The sequence below is a fragment of the Streptomyces sp. NPDC059355 genome (genome assembly GCF_042752335.1).
In the GTDB taxonomy this organism is placed as follows: Bacteria; Actinomycetota; Actinomycetes; order Streptomycetales; family Streptomycetaceae; genus Streptomyces.
On the sequence record NZ_JBHYXN010000007.1, the window covers coordinates 15890 to 33092 of the forward strand.

The following is a 17203-nucleotide window of genomic DNA, read 5'->3' on the forward strand; positions in this document are numbered from 1 at the left end:
GGATCACGCCCGTACGGGGGCACACCGTGTGAGTAAGACGGTGTGCGAGAGAATGACGGCATGGAGATGCCGAGGAGTGAACGGTCGCAGGACAGCCCCCCGCCCGGCCTGATCGTGGGACAGGACGGGATGCCGGTCGGCGGCGCCGATGACGAGTCGCGCGAGGTCCCGGTGACGGAGATGGTCGAACAGCCCGCCAAGGTCATGCGGATCGGCAGCATGATCAAGCAACTTCTGGAAGAGGTCCGCGCCGCACCTCTGGACGAGGCCAGCCGGGTCCGTCTGAAAGACATCCACGCAGCGTCCGTGAAGGAGCTGGAGGACGGTCTGGCTCCGGAACTGGTGGAGGAACTGGAGCGCCTGTCACTCCCCTTCACCGAGGAGGCCATCCCCTCCGAGGCGGAACTGCGGATCGCCCAGGCCCAGTTGGTGGGCTGGCTGGAAGGCCTGTTCCACGGCATCCAGACGGCGCTGTTCGCGCAGCAGATGGCCGCGCGGGCCCAGCTGGAACAGATGCGCCGCGCCCTCCCGCCGGGCGCCCCGACGGACGAGGAAGACGGCCACGGCGCCATCCGGTCGGGCCCCTACCTGTAAGCGACGACGTGACATGAGGACCGGGGTCCCGGGGCTTCGGCCCCGGGACCCCGGTCCCATGAGCAAGGACCCCGGTCCCGTGAACAAGCCCGTGGTAAGTGCAGCTCCCCGCCGGGGACATGGGCCGCGCATACTCACAGGTATGACCTACGACGCGATCGTCCTGGCCGGCGGCGCTGCGCGGCGACTCGGGGGCGCGGACAAGCCCGCCCTCCAGGTCGGCGGGCGCGCTCTCCTCGACCGCGTCCTGGACGCGTGCGCCGACGCCGCCACCACCGTCGTGGTCGGCGGCCGCCGCCCCACCGCCCGCCCGGTCCGCTGGACCCGGGAGGACCCGCCCGGCGCCGGCCCCGTCGCCGCCCTGGACGCCGGCCTGCGCGCGACCACCGCCGAGCTGGTCCTCGTCCTCTCCGCCGACCTGCCGTTCCTCGACCGGGACACGGTCCGGACGCTGCTCCGGGCCCCGGCCCCCGGAGGCGACGGCGCCCTGCTGCGCGATCCCACCGGCCGCGACCAGCCCCTCGTCGCCGTCTACCGCGCCGAACCCCTGCGCCGCGAGATCGCCCTCCTGGCGACCGAGCACGGCACCCTCTCCGGCCTCCCCCTGCGCTCGCTCACCGCGGAGCTCGACCTGGCCAAGGTGACGGAATCTGCACCACTCGCCTCCTTCGACTGCGACACCTGGGAGGATCTCGCAGTCGCCCGAGCCCGGATCAGGGAGCATGGAAACGTGCTGGACCAATGGATCAACGCCGCCAAGACCGAGCTGGGCATCGACATCGCCGTCGACACCAAGATTCTGCTCGACCTCGCCCGTGACGCCGCACACGGCGTCGCCCGGCCCGCCGCCCCCCTGACCACCTTCCTGGTCGGCTACGCGGCCGCCCGGGCCGAAGCCGCAGGTGCCGACCCCGCCACCGCCGTCGCCGAGGCCTCCCGCAAGGCCGCCGACCTGGCCCTGCGCTGGGCCGCCGAAGCCGAAGCCGAGGCTGCGTCCGAGGGCAGGACCGCCGCCGAAGGCAAGACCGAGGCCCGAGAGAACGGCTCAGGATGACCCCCACCGACGCCGACCACGCCCTCCGGGCCCTCGACGAGGCCCTGGCCCTGGTCAGCCGTGACCCCGCCGCCGGCGACCCCGCCGCCGGCGGCGGCCGTCACCGCGCCACCGCCTGGCCGCAGGCGCGGGAGGCCGCCGTCCGCGCCGGCTCCGGCATCAGGGCGCGCGCCCACCGGGTCCCCCTCGGGGACGCGCTCGGCGAGGTGCTGGCCCAGCCCCTGGACGCGCTCACCGACCTGCCGTCCTTCGACAGCTCCGCCATGGACGGCTGGGCCGTGGCCGGCCCCGGTCCATGGACGATCCGCACGGGCGCCGGGGTGCTGGCCGGGTCCGACCGCCCCGAACCGCTGGCCGACGGCGAGGCCGTACGGATCGCGACCGGCGCGCGGATCCCCGCCGACACCACCGCCGTGATCCGCACCGAGCACTCGCGCGAGTCCGGCACCCAGCTCCATGCCGACCGGGCCGTCCTCACCGGCCAGGACATCCGCCCGCGCGGCCAGGAATGCCGCTCCGGCGACCTGCTGCTGCCCGCCGGCTCCCTCGTCACCCCGGCCGTCCTGGGCCTCGCCGCGGCCGCCGGGTACGACGAGCTCACCACCCGGCCCCGGCCCCGCGTCGAGATCCTGGTGCTCGGGGACGAACTGCTCACCGAAGGCCGCCCGCACGACGGCCTGATCCGGGACGCCCTCAGCCCCATGCTCGGCCCCTGGCTCACGCGGCTCGGCGCCGAGGTCACCGCCACCCGGCGGCTCGGCGACGACCCGGCCGGGGCCAAGGCCCTGCTGGCCGCCGTCACGGACTCCGACGCCGACCTGGTCATCACCACCGGCGGCACCGCCTCCGGCCCCGTCGACCACGTCCACCCGGTCCTGCGCGAGGCCGGCGCCGAACTGCTCGTCGACGGGGTCGCCGTACGCCCCGGACACCCGATGCTGCTGGCCCGGCTCGGCGACCGCACCGACGGACGCCACCTGGTCGGCCTGCCCGGCAACCCGCTCGCCGCCGTCTCCGCACTGCTGACCCTCGCGGAACCGCTGCTGCGCGCCCTGGCCGGCCGCCGCCAGCGGCCCCGGTACACCGTCCCGGTGCAGGGCGACGTACCCGGCCACCCGTACGACACCCGGCTCGTGCCGGTGCTGCTGACCGACGAACACGCCGTACCGCTGCGCTACAACGGTCCCGCGATGCTGCGCGGCGTCGCCGCGGCCGACGGGCTGGCCGTCGTACCGCCGCACGGCGCGCGCGACGGACAGGACCTGGAGATCCTGGATCTGCCGTGGGTCTCAGGAGGATGTTTCACGTGAAACTCCACGGCCACGACGCGATGGCCCGGGCCGCCGACGAGAAACTCGTCTCACGGCGCATCAAACTGCCCAAGCGCGTCGTGGAGAAGCCGCTCCGTCAGGTCGGCAAACGCCTTTTGATGGCCCTGTTCGTCCTGTTCCTGACGGTCATGATCGTGTGGCTGGACCGCGACGGATACCACGACAACGCCAACGAGAGCGTCGATTTCCTCGACTGCGTCTACTACGCCACGGTGACCCTGTCGACGACCGGATACGGCGACATCGTCCCCTACAGCGACAGCGCGCGGCTGACCAACATCCTGCTGATCACGCCGCTGCGCGTGCTCTTCCTGATCATCCTGGTCGGAACCACGCTGGAAGTCCTGACCGAGAAGACCCGCGAAGAGTGGCGGCTGAGCCGCTGGAGGAAGAACTTGCGTGAGCACACGGTCGTCGTCGGCTTCGGCACCAAGGGCCGCTCGGCCCTGCAGACGCTGCTGGCCACCGGCCTCCGGAAGGAGCAGGTCGTCATCGTGGACCCGAGCGCCAAGGTGATCGACACGGCCAACGCGGAGGGCTTCACCGGAGTCGTGGGGGATGCCACGCGCTCCGATGTGCTGCTCCGTGCCGAGCTGCAGAAGGCCCGTCAGATCGTCATCGCGACGCAGCGGGACGACACCGCCGTGCTGGTCACACTGACGGCTCGGCAGATGAACCGCGGCGCGAAGATCGTCGCGGCGGTCCGCGAGGAGGAGAACGCGCCGCTGCTGCGCCAGTCGGGTGCGGACGCGGTCATCACGAGCGCGAGCGCGGCCGGCCGGCTGCTGGGACTCTCGGTGCTGAGCCCCAGCGCGGGCACGGTGATGGAGGACCTGATCCAGCAGGGCAGCGGACTGGACCTGATCGAACGGCCCGTACGGAAGGCCGAGGTCGGCAAGGGCGTACGGGAGACGGAGGACCTGGTGGTGAGCGTGCTGCGCGGGCACCGGCTGCTCGCTTACGACGACCCGCACGCGAGCCCGCTCCAGCTGACGGACCGTCTCATCACCATCGTGCGCGCGGCATCGCCCGCCTCGCCGCCGATGGCCAAGGGGCCTGCCGGCTAGACGGGCCTTGGCCGATGGAGCGCCGAGGTGGCGTACCCTCCGGGCCATGCATGCGATCACCATCGAACAGCCCGGCGGCCCCGAAGCCCTCGTCTGGGCCGAGGTACCCGATCCGGTGGCCGGCGAGGGCGAGGTCCTCGTCGACGTCGCGGCGAGCGCCGTGAACCGCGCCGACGTCCTCCAGCGCCAGGGGTTCTACGATCCCCCGCCCGGCGCCTCCCGCCACCCCGGCCTGGAGTGCTCGGGGCGGATCGCCGCCCTCGGGCCGGGCGTGTCCGGCTGGGCGGTGGGCGACGAGGTGTGCGCCCTGCTCGGCGGCGGCGGGTACGCGGAGCGGGTGGCCGTCCCTGCGGGCCAGCTGCTGCCGGTCCCGGCCGGCGTGGACCTGGTGACGGCGGCGGCGCTGCCCGAGGTGGCCTGCACCGTGTGGTCGAACGTGTTCATGGTGGCGGGCCTGCGCCCCGGCGAGACGGTGCTCGTGCACGGCGGATCCAGCGGCATCGGCACGATGGCGATCCAGCTGGCGAAGGCGGTCGGCGCGACGGTGGCGGTGACCGCGGGCGGCCCGGAGAAGCTGGCGCGCTGCAAGGAGCTGGGCGCGGACATCCTGATCGACTACCGAGAGCAGGACTTCGTGGCGGAGCTGCGGGCCGCGACGGGCGGCGCCGGGGCGGACGTGATCCTGGACATCATGGGAGCGAAGTACCTGGCGCGGAACCTGGACGCGCTGGCCGTGAACGGCCGGCTCGCGGTGATCGGGCTGCAGGGCGGGGTGAAGGCGGAGCTCAACCTGGGCGCGCTGCTGGCGAAGCGGGCGGCCATCACCGCCACCTCGTTGCGGGCCCGGCCGCTGGAGGAGAAGGCCGCCATCGTCGCGGCCGTACGGGAACACGTCTGGCCGCTGGTGGCCGCGGGCCGGGTGAATCCGGTGGTCCACGCCACCTTCCCCATGGCGGACGCCGCCGAGGCACACCGCACGATGGAATCGAGCACACACGTGGGCAAGCTCCTGCTCACCACGTGACCGGTCCCGCTGCGCGGGTCCTTCTCCCCACCCCGCCTTTTTGCGCCGTTCCCCGGGGAACGGGCGAAGAGCAGGTGGGGGAGAAGGACCGCAGGGCCCCCGTTACAGCGAGCGCAACAGCACCGCGGGGGACTCCACGCAGTCCGCCACGTAGCGGAGGAAGCCGCCCGCCGTGCCGCCGTCGCAGACCCGGTGGTCGAAGGTCAGGGACAGCTGGACGACCTGGCGCACCGCCAGCTCGCCCTGGTGGACCCACGGCTTCGCCATGATCCGGCCGACGCCGAGCATCGCCGCCTCCGGGTGGTTGATGATCGGCGTGGAGCCGTCCACGCCGAACACCCCGTAGTTGTTCAGGGTGAAGGTGCCCCCGGTGAGGTCGGCCGGGGCCAGTTTCCCGGCCCGGGCCACCTCGGTGAGGCGGGCGAACTCCGCCGACAGCGACTCCGGGTTCCGCGTCTGCGCGTCCCGGACGACCGGGACGACCAGCCCGCGCTCCGTCTGCGCCGCGAAGCCCAGGTGCACGGAGGGCAGCCGTACGATCTCGTTCGCCGCGAGGTCCACGGTCGAGTTGAGCTCGGGGTACTTCGCCAGCGCGGCTGTGCAGATCCGGGCCAGCAGCGCCAGCACGGAGATCTTCGGACCGCCCACGGCGTTCATCGCGGCCCGCGCCGCCATCAGCTCGGTCGCATCGGCGTCGACCCAGCACGTGGCGTCCGGGATCTCCCGGCGGCTGCGCGACAGCTTCTCGGCCACCACGCCCCGCAGGCCCTTCAGCGGTACCCGCTCACCCTCCGGGGCAGCCGCCGCGGGGGCGGCGACCGGGGCCGGCTCCGGCGCCCGGCGCGCCGCCTCGACGTCCGCACGCAGGATCAGCCCCTCGGGCCCCGACCCGCGCAGCGCGCGCAGGTCGATCCCGTGGTCCCGCGCCAGCTTGCGCACGAGCGGCGAGATCACGGCCACCGGCCCCGTCACGACAGGCCCCGTCACGACAGGACTCGTCACGACGGCAGCGGGAGCGGGCGTGGGAGCGGCGGCGACAGCCGGCGCTGCGGAGCCGGGTCGCACCCGCCTCCGACGCGCCGTGCGCGAGTGGTCCGTCCCGTAGCCGACCAGGACGTTGCCCGAGCCGGAGTCCTCGGGCTCCACCACCTCGTCCGCCCCCGCACCCACCGCCACCGTGATCAGTGGTGCTCCGACGGGGAGTTCCGTGCCCTCCTCCCCGAACCTGGCGGTGACCACACCGCCGTACGGGCACGGCACCTCCACCATCGCCTTGGCCGTCTCGACCTCGACCACCGGCTGGTCGATGGCGACGACGTCGCCCACCGCCACCAGCCAGCGGACGATCTCGGCCTCGGTCAGTCCCTCCCCGAGGTCGGGGAGCTTGAACTCCATTACCTGCGGCATCAGTTCTCCCACTGCAGGCGGGCCACGGTGTCCAGGATCCGGTCCACACCGGGCAGATGGTGCTTCTCCAGCATCGGCGGCGGGTACGGGATGTCGAAGCCCGTCACCCGCAGCACCGGCGCCTCCAGGTGGTGGAAGCACTTCTCCTGGATGCGCGCGACGAGCTCCGCGCCCGGTCCGCCGAAGCCGTTCGCCTCGTGGACCACCACCGCGCGCCCTGTGCGGCGTACGGAGGCCACGACCGTCTCCTCGTCGAACGGGACGAGGGAGCGCAGGTCCACGACCTCCAGGTCCCAGCCCTCCTCGCGCGCCGCCTCGGCCGCCTCCAGGCACACCGGCAGCGAGGGGCCGTACGTGATCAGCGTGGCGCTCGTGCCGGTACGCCGGACGAGTGCCTTCCCGATCCCCGGTACGGCCGCCGGCGCCGCCGGGTCCCACTGCGCCTTCGACCAGTACAGCCGCTTCGGCTCCAGGAAGATCACCGGGTCGTCGCTCGCGATCGACGCGCGCAGCAGCCCGTACGCGTCCTCGACGGTCGCCGGGGTCACCACGTGCAGACCGGGCGTGGCCACGTAGTACGCCTCGGAGGAGTCGCTGTGGTGCTCCACCCCGCCGATCCCGCCGCCGTACGGCACGCGGATGGTGATCGGGAGCGGCATCGCGCCGCGCGTCCGGTTGCGCATCTTCGCCACGTGCGAGATCAGCTGCTCGAACGCCGGATACGCGAACGCGTCGAACTGCATCTCCACGACCGGCCGCAGCCCGTACATGGCCATGCCCACCGCGGCGCCCAGGATGCCGGCCTCCGCGAGCGGGGTGTCCGTGCAGCGCTCCTCGCCGAACTCCTTCGCGAGGCCGTCCGTGATCCGGAAGACCCCGCCCAGCGTGCCGACGTCCTCGCCCATGACGTGGACCGTCGGGTCCTCCGCCATCGCGTCGCGCATGGCCCGCTGCAGCGCCTGCGCCATCGTCGCCGGCTTCAAGGCCACCGTGGTCACGACTGCTCCTCCGCGTCGAGCTCGGCGCGCAGCATCTCCGCCTGCTCGCGGAGCCGGCCGGTCTGCTCCGCGTAGACGTTTTCGAACAGGTCCATCGGGTCGAGCACGGGCTCGGCGTTCATCCGGTCGCGCAGGGTCGCGGCCATCACCTCGGCGGCGTCCCTGGCCTCCTGGATGCCCGCCTCGTCCAGCATGCCGCGGGCGGTCAGCTCGCGCTCCAGCAGGTCCACCGGGTCGTGCGCCTTCCATGCCTCGACCTCGGCGTCACCGCGGTAGCGGGTCGCGTCGTCGGCGTTCGTGTGGGCCTCGATGCGATACGTGACCGCCTCGATCAGCGTCGGTCCGCCGCCGGCCCGGGCCCGCCGGACGGCCTCGGACAGCACCTCGTGCATGGCGGCGATGTCGTTGCCGTCGACGAGGCGGCCGGGCATCCCGTACCCGACGGCCTTGTGGGCCAGGGTGGGGGCGGCCGTCTGCTTGGCCAGCGGGACCGATATGGCGAAGCCGTTGTTCTGGACGAGGAAGACCACCGGGGCCTGCCAGACGGCGGCGAAGTTCAGCGCCTCGTGGAAATCGCCCTCGCTGGTGCCGCCGTCGCCCACCATGGCGAGCGCGACCACGTCGTCGCCGCGCAGCCGGGCCGCGTGCGCCAGGCCGACCGCGTGCGGCAGCTGGGTGGCGAGCGGGGTGCTCAGCGGTGCGATGCGGTACTCGCGCGGGTCGTACCCGGTGTGCCAGTCGCCGCGCAGGAGGGTCAGCGCCTGGACGGGGTCCAGGCCGCGCGCCACGGCCGCGAGGGTGTCGCGGTAGCTCGGGAAGAGCCAGTCCTGCTCCTCCAGGACCAGCGCGGCCGCGATCTCGCAGGCCTCCTGGCCGACGGTGGAGGGGTACACGGCCAGTCGGCCCTGCCGGGTGAGGGCGGTGGCCTGGGCGTTGTACCGGCGCCCGCGCACCAGCTCGGCGTAGCAGCGGCGCATCAGCGCGGCGTCGAGCTTCTCGGCGGCCGGCGTGCCCAGCACCCGGTACGGCTCGGGGTCCGGGAGCAGCGGGGCGGCATCCGTACGGGGCCTCCAGGCGGGCGGCGGGGTGGATCGGTGGGACGCACCGGCACCGGGCAGCTCTTGGACCGTCATGGCGGCGTACACCTCCTCGTGGGAAGTCGTCTGGGCGCCCGGGGGTACCCCCGGCGGTGGCCGGGGGTTGTGAGGCGCCTCACCAACCGATTGTTCGGTCGATGGCGCAATTTGGCTACAGGCGGCTCCAGGCTGTGGACAAAGTGGCGCCGGGGCCCTGGGATGGGTGCAGGACGTCCAGGAGAGGGAGGCAGTGGGCAATGCCGGATGAACAAATGGCCGCATCGGGTTCCACGCCGGGTTCCGTACCGGTGCCACCGGGCGGTGCACCTTCGGCCCCACAGACCCCGCCCACCCCGCCGCGTCCCCTCGATCCCATCGACCGTTCGATCATGCGCCTGCTCCAGGCGGACGGCCGCGCGTCGATACGTTCGGTGGCCGAGCAGGTCCACGTCTCGCGCGCGAACGCCTACGCCCGGATCAACCGCCTGATCGACGACGGCGTGATCCGCGGGTTCACGGCCCGCGTCAACCACGAGAGGGCGGGCCAGGGCGCCTCCGCGTACATCACCCTGAAGATCGTCCAGAACTCCTGGCGCACGGTCCGCGAGAAGCTCCGCGAGCTCCCGGGCGCGGCCCACATTGCCCTGGTCAGCGGGGACTTCGACGTCCTGCTGCTGGTCCACACCCCGGACAACCGCACGCTGCGCGAGCTGGTCCTGACCCGCCTCCAGTCCATCCCGGAGGTCCTGTCGACGCGCACCCTGCTGGTGTTCGAGGAAACGGACCTGCTCGATGCCGGCCGCGGCCCGAACAGCGCCCAGGCCATCTCCGAGGAGTAGCCGGGCCCCGGAAGCGGCCGGGGGGAACGGCAGAGCCCCGGGAAGGCCGTGAGGGCCTTCCCGGGGCTCTTCACGAGACCGGTTACGCGATTACTTGGTCTCGTAGTAGCCGAACATGTCGACGATCAGGTCGGTGGTGTCCCAGCTCTGGTTCCAGAAGTCGACGACGCCGTTGACGCCGCCCGAGCTCGCCTGGACCAGGTTCGGGACGGTCTGGCCGGCCGTCCAGTTGAGGGTGGACGACGTGGGCCGCGCCGGAGTGACGTCGGTGCCCTTGTCGTAGTCGTTGGGGTGGTTCGGGTCCGGGGCGACCGACAGGAACCCGTCCTGCTTCGTGTTGGTCACCGTCGTGTTCAGGACGTAGCCGGCGATGCCCTCCTCGTCCGTGGAGATCGGCATCCAGATGTAGCCGCGGGCGTACATCGGGCCGTAGCCCCAGGCGCGCGTGTCGAGCATGCGGCGCGGCGCCAGGGACATGAAGGCACCCGAGCTGTCCGGGCTGTAGTAGCCGACGACGTCGACGATGACGTCGGTGCCCGCCCAGGCGCCGTTGAAGATGTTGACCTTGCCGTCGGAACCGACGGGGACGATCACCGAGTTGGCGACGGTCTGCTTGGCCTTGAAGTTCACGTTGGACGTGTTCGGGGCCGACTGACCGCTCGGGTAGGCCGTCAGGTGGCCGTCCTCGCGCGGGTTGGTGGCGGTCACGTTCAGCGCCACGGCGGTGGCGTTGTTCGGCACGTACCAGCCGCCGAGCTGCACGCCGATCGACTTGCGGCCGCCGACCTGGCCCTGGGGCGCTCCCTGGCCGGAGCGGGTGTCCACGACGCGGACCGGGGTCATCGGCGTGTAGCCGCTGGCCGCGGTGCGGGTGAAGTAGCCCGTGATGTCGGCGATCAGGTTGACCTGCGTCCAGCTGCCGTTGTACAGCTCGACGGTGCCGTCCTTGCCGACCGGCACGATCACCATGTTCGGGACGGTCTGGGCCGTCACGAAGTTGACGTTGGACGTCGTCGGACGCGTGGTGCCCCCGGGGTACACGGTGATGTGTCCCGGGTTGGCGGTGTCGGTGGCGGTGACGTTCAGGGCGACGGCCGTGACGCCCGCCGGGATCTTGCCGTTGCCGGCGACCTTCAGCTTGACCGTGGAGTAGCCCTGGACCATGCTCCGCGGGGCTCCGGTGCCGTCCCGGGTGTCCAGGAGGCGGGTCGGGGCGTACGGGGTGAATTCCGAGCCGACCGTCGAGAGCGGCAGCTCGTTGACGGACTCGGCCTGGTTCACGGTGTCCGTGACGGTGACCTTGACCTTGTACTCGCCGAGCTCGGCGTAGCTGTGCTTGAGCGACACCTCCTGGCCCGGGTAGGCGTCGGTGCCGTCGGTCGTACCGTCGCCCCAGTCGTAGGTGACCTTGAGCGTGGCGCCCGCGACGCTGACGACCTGGGCGCGCAGCTCGATGCCGTGCGCGGAGAAGCTCTTCGCGTCGAGGACGAGGCCCAGCTCCGGGTTGCCGGCGGCGGCGGTCTCCGCGCCCTGCGCGGTCGCGTTCGCGGCAGCCTTGCCCTTGGCTGCGGGCAGGGCCTTGCGGACCGAGTTCCCCTTCGGGCTGTGGAAGGTCTTGGCATCAGCCGTGCCGAGCTTGGCCAGGTCCGCTGCGGGAGCGGACACCCCCTTGGCCACCGGCGCGGACGAACCCGCGGCCGGACCGGCCGCCTGGGCCGGACCCGGGATGAAACCAACGCTGGCCGCGACGACAACGGCAGCGGAAACTACAAGACGGCGACTGCGCACCGGCCCCCCATTTTCTGTTACTGCTTGAACGCGTTCGAAAGCTCGCTCATCGTACAGAATTCGCACAGCAGTTCATCAGAAAATATTCGGCAAGATCGTACGCATCATGACGGGGAACTAGCCGCGCACTGTCCGCAGACCGTCCAGGGCCATGTGGACCACCGCGTCGGCCAGCTGGTCCACCGTCGTACCGGGGTGCGGGCGGTACCACTCGACCAGCGAGTTCACCATCCCGAACAGCAGGCGGGTGGCCAGCCGGATGTCCACGTCCGCCCGCAGGTCCCCGTCCGCCGCCGCGGCCTTCAGGAGCTCCGCGACCTGGTGGTCGAACTCGCGGCGGCGCTCCAGGGCCCAGCGCTCGGTCCGCGTGTTGCCCCGTACCCGCAGCAGCAGCGTCACGTACGGGAGCTCGGCGAGCAGGACCTCGACCGTGCGGCGCGTGACGTACTCGACCCGCTCGACCGCCCGGCCGCGTACCGCGCCCGGCTCCTCCAGTACGGAGAAGAGCCCGTCGAGCGCGCGGCTGACGGCCCGCTGCAGGAGCTCCTCCTTGCCCGCCACGTGGTGGTAGATCGAGGACTTCGAGATGCCCGCCGCCTTGGAGAGGTGCTCCATGGAGGTGCCGTCGTACCCGCGCTCGTTGAAGACCTGGACGGCGACGGACAGGAGCGTCTCGGGGGTGTAGGTGTCCCGCTTGGCGGTGGTCATGCAGTCTCCTCCGCGGCGCCCTCGTCGCGCTCGTCGCTGTCGTCGCCTTCTTCGCCCTCGGTGTAGCCGAGCTTGAACAGCGCCAGCGAGGGCGCGTAGCGGCCGCCGGGACAGCGCTCGTCGAGGTGGTGCAGCAGGTCGTACGCCCAGTCGCGGCCGAGCCGGTCGTGCCATTCGGACGGACCCAGCGGGTAGTTGACGCCGAGCCGCATCGCCGTGTCGACGTCCTCGGCGGTGGCCGCGCCGCGCGCGACGGCGTCGGCGGTCAGGTCGATCAGCATCGCGACGGTGCGGGCCACGATCATGCCGGGCACGTCGCCGATGACGGAGACCTTCTTGCCGAGCTTCTGGAAGAGGCCGACCGCCTCGGCGAGCGTCCGCTCGCTGGTGTCCCCGCCGGTGGAGAGCGCGATCCGGGTGGCCCCGCGGTAGTCGAGCGCGAGGTCGAAGTAGACGACGTCGGCGAACTCGATCGAGGTCTTGCCGTCCGCGAGCACCAGCTGGCCCTCGCCGGGCAGCTGGATGTACGGACCCCCGTGCCCGGTGGAGGTGACCGCGATCCCGGCCTCCTCCAGCAGCTCGACGAGCCCGGCGGCGGGACCGAGGTCGCCGACCACGGTGACCTTCTCCGGGGCCTCCTCGGGACCGGCGGTGTGCGGGGCCGCGGCCTCGGCGTCCGGGCCGTACGGGAACCAGCCGTGCCCCGATTTGCGGCCCAGGCGGCCCGACTGGACCAGCCGGCGCTGCGCGAGGGACGGGGTGAACTTGGGGCTGCGGAAGAACGACTCCCACACGGAGCGGGTGACGGCCTCGTTGACGTCCTGGCCGATCAGGTCGGTCAGCTGGAACGGGCCCATCTTGAAGCCGCCGCTCTCGCGGAGAACGGCGTCGATGGTGGCCGGGTCGGCACCCTGCTCCTCGTACACCGCGAAGGCCTCGGCGTAGAAGGGGCGGGCGATCCGGTTGACGATGAAGCCGGGGGTGTCGGCGCAGCGGACCGGCGTCTTCCCCCAGCCCAGCACGGTGCGGTACGCGCGCTCGGCGGCGGCCGGGTCGGTCGCGAAACCGCTGACCACCTCGACGAGCGGGAGCAGCGGGGCCGGGTTGAAGAAGTGCAGGCCGAGGAAGCGGCCGGGGTGCGCGAGACCGGCGGCGAGCTCGGTGACGGAGAGGGAGGAGGTGTTGGTCGCCAGCAGGGCGTCCGGCGAAACCACCTCTTCGAGGGTTTCGAAGAGCGCGCGCTTGATGGTGGCGTCCTCGACGACGGCCTCGATGACGAGCGCGGCGTCCGCGAGGTCGGCGAGGGCGGAGGCCGCCTCGATCCGGCCGATCGCGTCCTCGGCGTCGGCGCGATCGAGGCGGCCCTTCGCTGCCATGCGGTCGACGCGGTCCTGGACGATCCCGACACCGCCGGCGGCGAGCCCGGCGTTGATGTCGTAGATCAGCACCCGGTGACCTGCGAGGAGGGCGACCTGGGCGATGCCCTGCCCCATGGTGCCGGCGCCGACGACCGCCACAGTGAGGGACCGCTCGATTGCTGTCATGTCCTGATCCTCCCGCACCGGGTTATCCACAGGCCTGCCGGGCCCTCTTGTCCCGACCGATCGTTCGGTTACTCTAACTCCAGTCTGCTCTTCTTCACCCGCCCCTGCCTGATCTCAGTCTGTGACCCAGCCTGATCTTGCCCGGCTCAACGAGGAGTTGGTCCCTGATGGCCGCCGAGCTCACCGTCCCCCAGCTGTCCGACAAGCACCGGTCCACACTGGACCAGGCCCTGGCGGCCATCCGCAGCCGCGCCTACTGGTCCCCGCATCCGGAGCACCCCAAGGCCTACGGCGATACCGCCCCGGCCGACGGGCTGGCCGCCTTCGAGGCCGTCCGCGGCACCCGGTTCGACCTGGACCAGCCCGGAACCGACGGCTGGACCGGCGCAGAGGTGTCCCCGTACGGCCCCGAGCTGGGCGTCGAGTACCCGCACGCCGACCCGGACGTACTGCTGCCCGCGATGAAGGCCGGCATGGGCGCCTGGCGGGACGCCGGGCCCGAGGCGCGCGCCCTGGTCTGCATCGAGATCCTGGCCCGGATCGGCGCGCGGACGCACGAGTTCGCGCACGCGGTCATGCACACCAGCGGCCAGGCCTTCATGATGGCGTTCCAGGCGGGCGGCCCGCACGCGCAGGACCGCGGCCTGGAGGCGGTGGCGTACGCGTACGAGGAGCAGACCCGCGTCCCCGGCCAGGCCGACTGGTCGAAGCCGCAGGGCAAGAAGGACCCGCTGGAGATCGGCAAGACCTTCACCGCCGTCCCGCGCGGCATCTCTCTGATGATCGGCTGCAACACCTTCCCGACCTGGAACGGCTACCCGGGCCTCTTCGCCTCCCTGGCCACGGGCAACGCGGTGCTGGTCAAGCCGCACCCGCGCGCCGTGCTCCCGCTGGCGCTGACCGTGAAGACGGCCCGCGAGGTCCTCGCCGAGGCGGGCTTCGACCCGAACCTGGTGGCGCTGGCCGTGGAGCGGCCGGGCGAGGGCATCGCCAAGACCCTGGCCGTCCGCCCCGAGATCAAGCTGATCGACTACACCGGCTCGACCGAGTTCGGCGACTGGCTGGAGACCAACGCCCGACAGGCGCAGGTCTACACGGAGAAGGCCGGCGTCAACACGGTCCTCGTCGACTCGACCTCGAACTACAAGGGGATGCTCTCCAACCTGGCGTTCTCGCTGTCCCTGTACAGCGGCCAGATGTGCACCACCCCGCAGAACCTGCTGATCCCGCGCGACGGCATCGAGACGGACGCCGGCCACAAGTCGTACGACGAGGTCGTCGCCGACCTCGCGGCCTCGGTCGGCGGCCTGCTGGGCGACGACGCCCGGGCCAACGCGCTGCTCGGCGCCCTGGTCAATCCGGACGTCAAGACCCGCCTGGAGGCGGCGGCCGGCCTCGGCGAGGTGGCACTGGCCTCGCGCGAGGTGGTGAACCCGGAATTCCCGGACGCGGTGGTCCGCACCCCGGTGATGGTCAAGCTGGACGCGTCCAAGCCGGACCCGGAAGCCCCGTACCTGTCGGAGTGCTTCGGCCCGGTGTCCTTCGCGGTGGCCGTGGACTCCACGGCGGACGCCCTGGACCTCCTGCGCCGCACGGTGCGCGAGAAGGGTGCGATGACGGTCGGCGCCTACACCACGTCGGCGGACACCGAGCGGGCCATCGAGGAGGTCTGCCTGGAGGAGTCGGCTCAGCTCTCCCTGAACCTGACGGGCGGGGTCTACGTCAACCAGACCGCGGCCTTCTCGGACTTCCACGGCTCGGGCGGCAACCCGGCGGCCAACGCGGCCCTGTGTGACGGAGCCTTCGTCTCGAACCGCTTCCGCATGGTGGAGATCCGCCGCCAGGCCTGACGGCCACGGCAGGAGCGGGCCCGGCGTGGCGGCGCCGGGCCCGCTTGACCCTCGACCTGGTGGAGGTCCCAGAGTCGTGGGTGTGGAGAGCGACATGCGCAGCATCGGCGAGATGGGCCGGGACAGCGGGCTGGGGGTGAGCGCCCTGCGGTTCTACGACCGCGCGGGCGTCCTCGTACCGGCGTGGGTGGATCCGGTGACCGGGTACCGCTGGTACGCGCCCGAGCAGTTCGGCGAGGCCCGGCTGCTGGCCCGGCTGCGGCGCTCCGGAATGCCGCTCGCGGACATCCGGCTGGTGCTGGCCGGCTGGGCCGGCGGGGACACCGGCCTGGTGCCCCGGCTGCTCGACGGGCATCTGCGGCGGCTCGAACGCGGGCTGGCCGACGCCCGCGAGGAACTCTCCACGGTACGAGCCCTACTCGGACACAAGGAGACCTCCATGACCACCGCCACCACCGGCACCCGGCTGACGGTGCCGGGCAGCGAGCTCGCGGCCGCCCTGGACGCCGTACGCCACGCCGCCGGAACCGACCCCGAGCTGCCGGTGCTCGGCGGGATCCACTTCGACATCGAGGGCGACGCCCTGCACCTCGTGGCCACGGACCGCTACCGGATGTCCGTCGCCCGTACGCCCACCGCCGGCCACGCCGGCGGCCGGGTCCAGGTGACCGTGCCCACCCCGCTCGCCGACGCGATGCGCGCCCTGCTGACCGGCGAAGCCCCGGCCCGCCTCACCGTGGACGGGGGCACGGTGGAGCTGGAGACCCAGGGCCGCCAGGCCGCCGGGCAGAGCCTCGGCGAGGAGTTCCCCGACTACCGCCGCCTCACCCGGCTGCCCGAGGGCCGCCGCCTCACCCTGGACGTACCGGCCCTGCGGCAGGCCCTCGGCGAGCAGGACGGCGAGGTGTGCGTCCTCGTCCTCACGGACACGGTGGCCGTCGGCGACGAAGACTCGGCCGGGGACCGGGTGGGGGTCAATCCCGCCTTCCTGCTCGACGCGCTGGCCGCCGGGGACGAACTGCTGCTGGAGTACATCGGGCCCAAGGCCCCGCTCGTCCTGCTGCGCCCCGACGTCGAGGACGCCTTCTCGCTCCTGATGCCGGTCAGTCTTGAGGCATGACCTTCGGCCCGCCCCAGTGGAAGAGGGTCATCGCCACGCTGGTGGCCAGGTTGTAGCTGGAGACCTGCGGACGCATCGGGAGGGAGACCAGATGGTCGGCCCGTTCGCGCAGCTCGGGTGAGATGCCGTGGCGCTCCGAGCCGAAGGCGAGCAGGGCGTCGTCCGGGAGGGTGAGGGCGCGGATGTCCTCGCCCTCCGGGTCGAGCGCGTACACCGGCCCGGCGGGCAGGGTGTCGAGGTCCACCCGGTCCACGGTGGTGGCGTAGTGCAGACCGGCTCCGGCGCGGACCACGTTGGGGTGCCAGGGGTCGAGGTCGCCGCGGGTGACGACGCCGGTGGCGCCGAAGCCCGCGGCGAGCCGGACGACGGCGCCGACGTTGCCGAGGTTGCGGGGGTTGTCGAGTACGACCACGGGCGCGGTCCGCGGCCGCCGGTCGAGCCGGGCCCGCCCCTCGGCCCGGTCGGGCCGCACGGCCAGCGCCGCGACCCCGGTGGGATGCACCCGGTTCACGAGCGTCCGCAGCTCCCCCGCGCGCACGAGCCGGGCCACGTCCGCCGCCACGTCCGGAGCCAGCTCGGCGGCCAGCGCCCGTACGCCGTCGGGATCGTCGGCCACGACCATGCGCACGTCGGCCCCGAACCGCAGCGCGTGCTTCAGCGCGTGAAACCCGTCGAGGAGTACGAGGTCCTCCCGCCCGGCGGCCTCCCGCCACTGCCGTGCGGTCTCGTCGGGACTCCCGTGCTGCTCAGTCATACCGCCGAGCGTACGGGCCGCGGCCCGGGCGTTCCGCCCCCTGCCCGCC

General features: G+C 72.5%; 15 protein-coding genes. 8 read left to right on the forward strand and 7 right to left on the reverse strand.

Annotated elements, in window-relative coordinates; translation table 11 throughout:
- Nucleotides 1-60 precede the first annotated feature (60 nt).
- From ACFXGI_RS08915 to ACFXGI_RS08935, 5 genes are all read left to right on the forward strand, one after another.
- Nucleotides 61-594 carry a bacterial proteasome activator family protein gene (locus tag ACFXGI_RS08915; RefSeq protein WP_030857605.1) on the forward strand — a complete coding sequence of 178 codons (534 nt, stop codon included), beginning with the start codon at nt 61-63 and terminating at the stop codon, nt 592-594.
- Between the two features lie 142 nt (nt 595-736).
- Nucleotides 737-1648 carry an NTP transferase domain-containing protein gene (locus tag ACFXGI_RS08920; RefSeq protein WP_384704768.1) on the forward strand — a complete coding sequence of 304 codons (912 nt, stop codon included), beginning with the start codon at nt 737-739 and terminating at the stop codon, nt 1646-1648.
- A complete protein-coding gene (locus ACFXGI_RS08925) occupies nt 1645-2958 on the forward strand; it encodes a molybdopterin molybdotransferase MoeA (RefSeq protein ID WP_384704769.1) in 1314 nt (437 codons plus the stop codon). The genes ACFXGI_RS08920 and ACFXGI_RS08925 overlap by 4 nt, the downstream gene beginning before the upstream one ends.
- A complete protein-coding gene (locus ACFXGI_RS08930; RefSeq protein WP_384704770.1) occupies nt 2946-4046 on the forward strand; it encodes a potassium channel family protein in 1101 nt (366 codons plus the stop codon). Before ACFXGI_RS08925 ends, ACFXGI_RS08930 begins: the two co-directional genes overlap by 13 nt.
- 46 nt (nt 4047-4092) lie before the next feature.
- Entirely contained in the window at nt 4093-5070 is a 978-nt protein-coding gene (locus tag ACFXGI_RS08935; protein ID WP_384704771.1) for an NAD(P)H-quinone oxidoreductase, read from the forward strand.
- Nucleotides 5071-5172: 102 nt separating this feature from the next.
- Here ACFXGI_RS08935 and ACFXGI_RS08940 read toward each other — a convergent pair whose 3' ends face one another.
- From ACFXGI_RS08940 to pdhA, 3 genes are read right to left on the reverse strand one after another with little or no spacing between them, the layout of a single operon-like run.
- The gene (locus ACFXGI_RS08940; RefSeq protein WP_384704772.1) at nt 5173-6477 is read right to left on the reverse strand and encodes a dihydrolipoamide acetyltransferase family protein; all 1305 of its coding nucleotides are present in this window, start codon (nt 6475-6477) and stop codon (nt 5173-5175) included.
- Nucleotides 6477-7445: an alpha-ketoacid dehydrogenase subunit beta gene (locus ACFXGI_RS08945; RefSeq protein WP_384704932.1), complete on the reverse strand. Its 969-nt coding sequence runs from the start codon at nt 7443-7445 to the stop codon at nt 6477-6479. The genes ACFXGI_RS08940 and ACFXGI_RS08945 overlap by 1 nt, the downstream gene beginning before the upstream one ends.
- 26 nt (nt 7446-7471) lie before the next feature.
- Nucleotides 7472-8608: a pyruvate dehydrogenase (acetyl-transferring) E1 component subunit alpha gene (gene pdhA, locus ACFXGI_RS08950; RefSeq protein ID WP_384704773.1), complete on the reverse strand. Its 1137-nt coding sequence runs from the start codon at nt 8606-8608 to the stop codon at nt 7472-7474.
- A gap of 200 nt (nt 8609-8808) precedes the next feature.
- On the opposite strand from pdhA, the gene ACFXGI_RS08955 reads away from it, so the two are divergent.
- Nucleotides 8809-9390 (forward strand): Lrp/AsnC family transcriptional regulator, encoded by a 582-nt coding sequence (locus ACFXGI_RS08955; protein ID WP_384704774.1) that lies wholly within the window; start codon nt 8809-8811, stop codon nt 9388-9390.
- 90 nt (nt 9391-9480) lie between these two features.
- On the opposite strand, the gene ACFXGI_RS08960 is transcribed toward ACFXGI_RS08955, so the two are convergent.
- The 3 genes from ACFXGI_RS08960 to ACFXGI_RS08970 form a co-directional block, all read right to left on the reverse strand.
- Nucleotides 9481-11055, reverse strand: a complete 1575-nt coding sequence (locus ACFXGI_RS08960) for a PKD domain-containing protein (protein ID WP_384704775.1) — start codon at nt 11053-11055, stop codon at nt 9481-9483.
- 240 nt (nt 11056-11295) lie between these two features.
- The gene (locus ACFXGI_RS08965; protein ID WP_384704776.1) at nt 11296-11886 is read right to left on the reverse strand and encodes a TetR/AcrR family transcriptional regulator; all 591 of its coding nucleotides are present in this window, start codon (nt 11884-11886) and stop codon (nt 11296-11298) included.
- Nucleotides 11883-13430 carry a 3-hydroxyacyl-CoA dehydrogenase gene (locus ACFXGI_RS08970; RefSeq protein WP_384704777.1) on the reverse strand — a complete coding sequence of 516 codons (1548 nt, stop codon included), beginning with the start codon at nt 13428-13430 and terminating at the stop codon, nt 11883-11885. Before ACFXGI_RS08970 ends, ACFXGI_RS08965 begins: the two co-directional genes overlap by 4 nt.
- A gap of 167 nt (nt 13431-13597) precedes the next feature.
- Here ACFXGI_RS08970 and paaN point away from each other — a divergent pair, with 167 nt between their 5' ends.
- Both paaN and ACFXGI_RS08980 read left to right on the forward strand, forming a co-directional pair.
- A complete protein-coding gene (gene paaN, locus ACFXGI_RS08975) occupies nt 13598-15280 on the forward strand; it encodes a phenylacetic acid degradation protein PaaN (RefSeq protein ID WP_384704778.1) in 1683 nt (560 codons plus the stop codon).
- Nucleotides 15281-15374: 94 nt separating this feature from the next.
- A complete protein-coding gene (locus tag ACFXGI_RS08980; protein ID WP_384704779.1) occupies nt 15375-16400 on the forward strand; it encodes a MerR family transcriptional regulator in 1026 nt (341 codons plus the stop codon).
- Here ACFXGI_RS08980 and ACFXGI_RS08985 read toward each other — a convergent pair.
- On the reverse strand, nt 16384-17154 hold the full coding sequence (locus tag ACFXGI_RS08985; RefSeq protein ID WP_384704780.1) for a TrmH family RNA methyltransferase: 771 nt from the start codon (nt 17152-17154) through the stop codon (nt 16384-16386). The genes ACFXGI_RS08980 and ACFXGI_RS08985 overlap by 17 nt on opposite strands.
- Nucleotides 17155-17203 lie beyond the last annotated feature (49 nt).

Coding starts and splice junctions, on each gene's coding strand:
- ACFXGI_RS08980 (WP_384704779.1), top strand. CDS start 15,375: ATGCGCAGCATCGGCGAGATGGGCCGGGACAGCGGGCTGGGGGTGAGC.
- ACFXGI_RS08920 (WP_384704768.1), top strand. CDS start 737: ATGACCTACGACGCGATCGTCCTGGCCGGCGGCGCTGCGCGGCGACTC.
- ACFXGI_RS08935 (WP_384704771.1), top strand. CDS start 4,093: ATGCATGCGATCACCATCGAACAGCCCGGCGGCCCCGAAGCCCTCGTC.
- ACFXGI_RS08925 (WP_384704769.1), top strand. CDS start 1,645: ATGACCCCCACCGACGCCGACCACGCCCTCCGGGCCCTCGACGAGGCC.
- pdhA (WP_384704773.1), bottom strand. CDS start 8,608: ATGACGGTCCAAGAGCTGCCCGGTGCCGGTGCGTCCCACCGATCCACC.
- ACFXGI_RS08940 (WP_384704772.1), bottom strand. CDS start 6,477: ATGCCGCAGGTAATGGAGTTCAAGCTCCCCGACCTCGGGGAGGGACTG.
- ACFXGI_RS08930 (WP_384704770.1), top strand. CDS start 2,946: ATGTTTCACGTGAAACTCCACGGCCACGACGCGATGGCCCGGGCCGCC.
- ACFXGI_RS08965 (WP_384704776.1), bottom strand. CDS start 11,886: ATGACCACCGCCAAGCGGGACACCTACACCCCCGAGACGCTCCTGTCC.
- ACFXGI_RS08955 (WP_384704774.1), top strand. CDS start 8,809: ATGCCGGATGAACAAATGGCCGCATCGGGTTCCACGCCGGGTTCCGTA.
- paaN (WP_384704778.1), top strand. CDS start 13,598: ATGGCCGCCGAGCTCACCGTCCCCCAGCTGTCCGACAAGCACCGGTCC.
- ACFXGI_RS08915 (WP_030857605.1), top strand. CDS start 61: ATGGAGATGCCGAGGAGTGAACGGTCGCAGGACAGCCCCCCGCCCGGC.
- ACFXGI_RS08945 (WP_384704932.1), bottom strand. CDS start 7,445: ATGGCGCAGGCGCTGCAGCGGGCCATGCGCGACGCGATGGCGGAGGAC.
- ACFXGI_RS08970 (WP_384704777.1), bottom strand. CDS start 13,430: ATGACAGCAATCGAGCGGTCCCTCACTGTGGCGGTCGTCGGCGCCGGC.
- ACFXGI_RS08985 (WP_384704780.1), bottom strand. CDS start 17,154: ATGACTGAGCAGCACGGGAGTCCCGACGAGACCGCACGGCAGTGGCGG.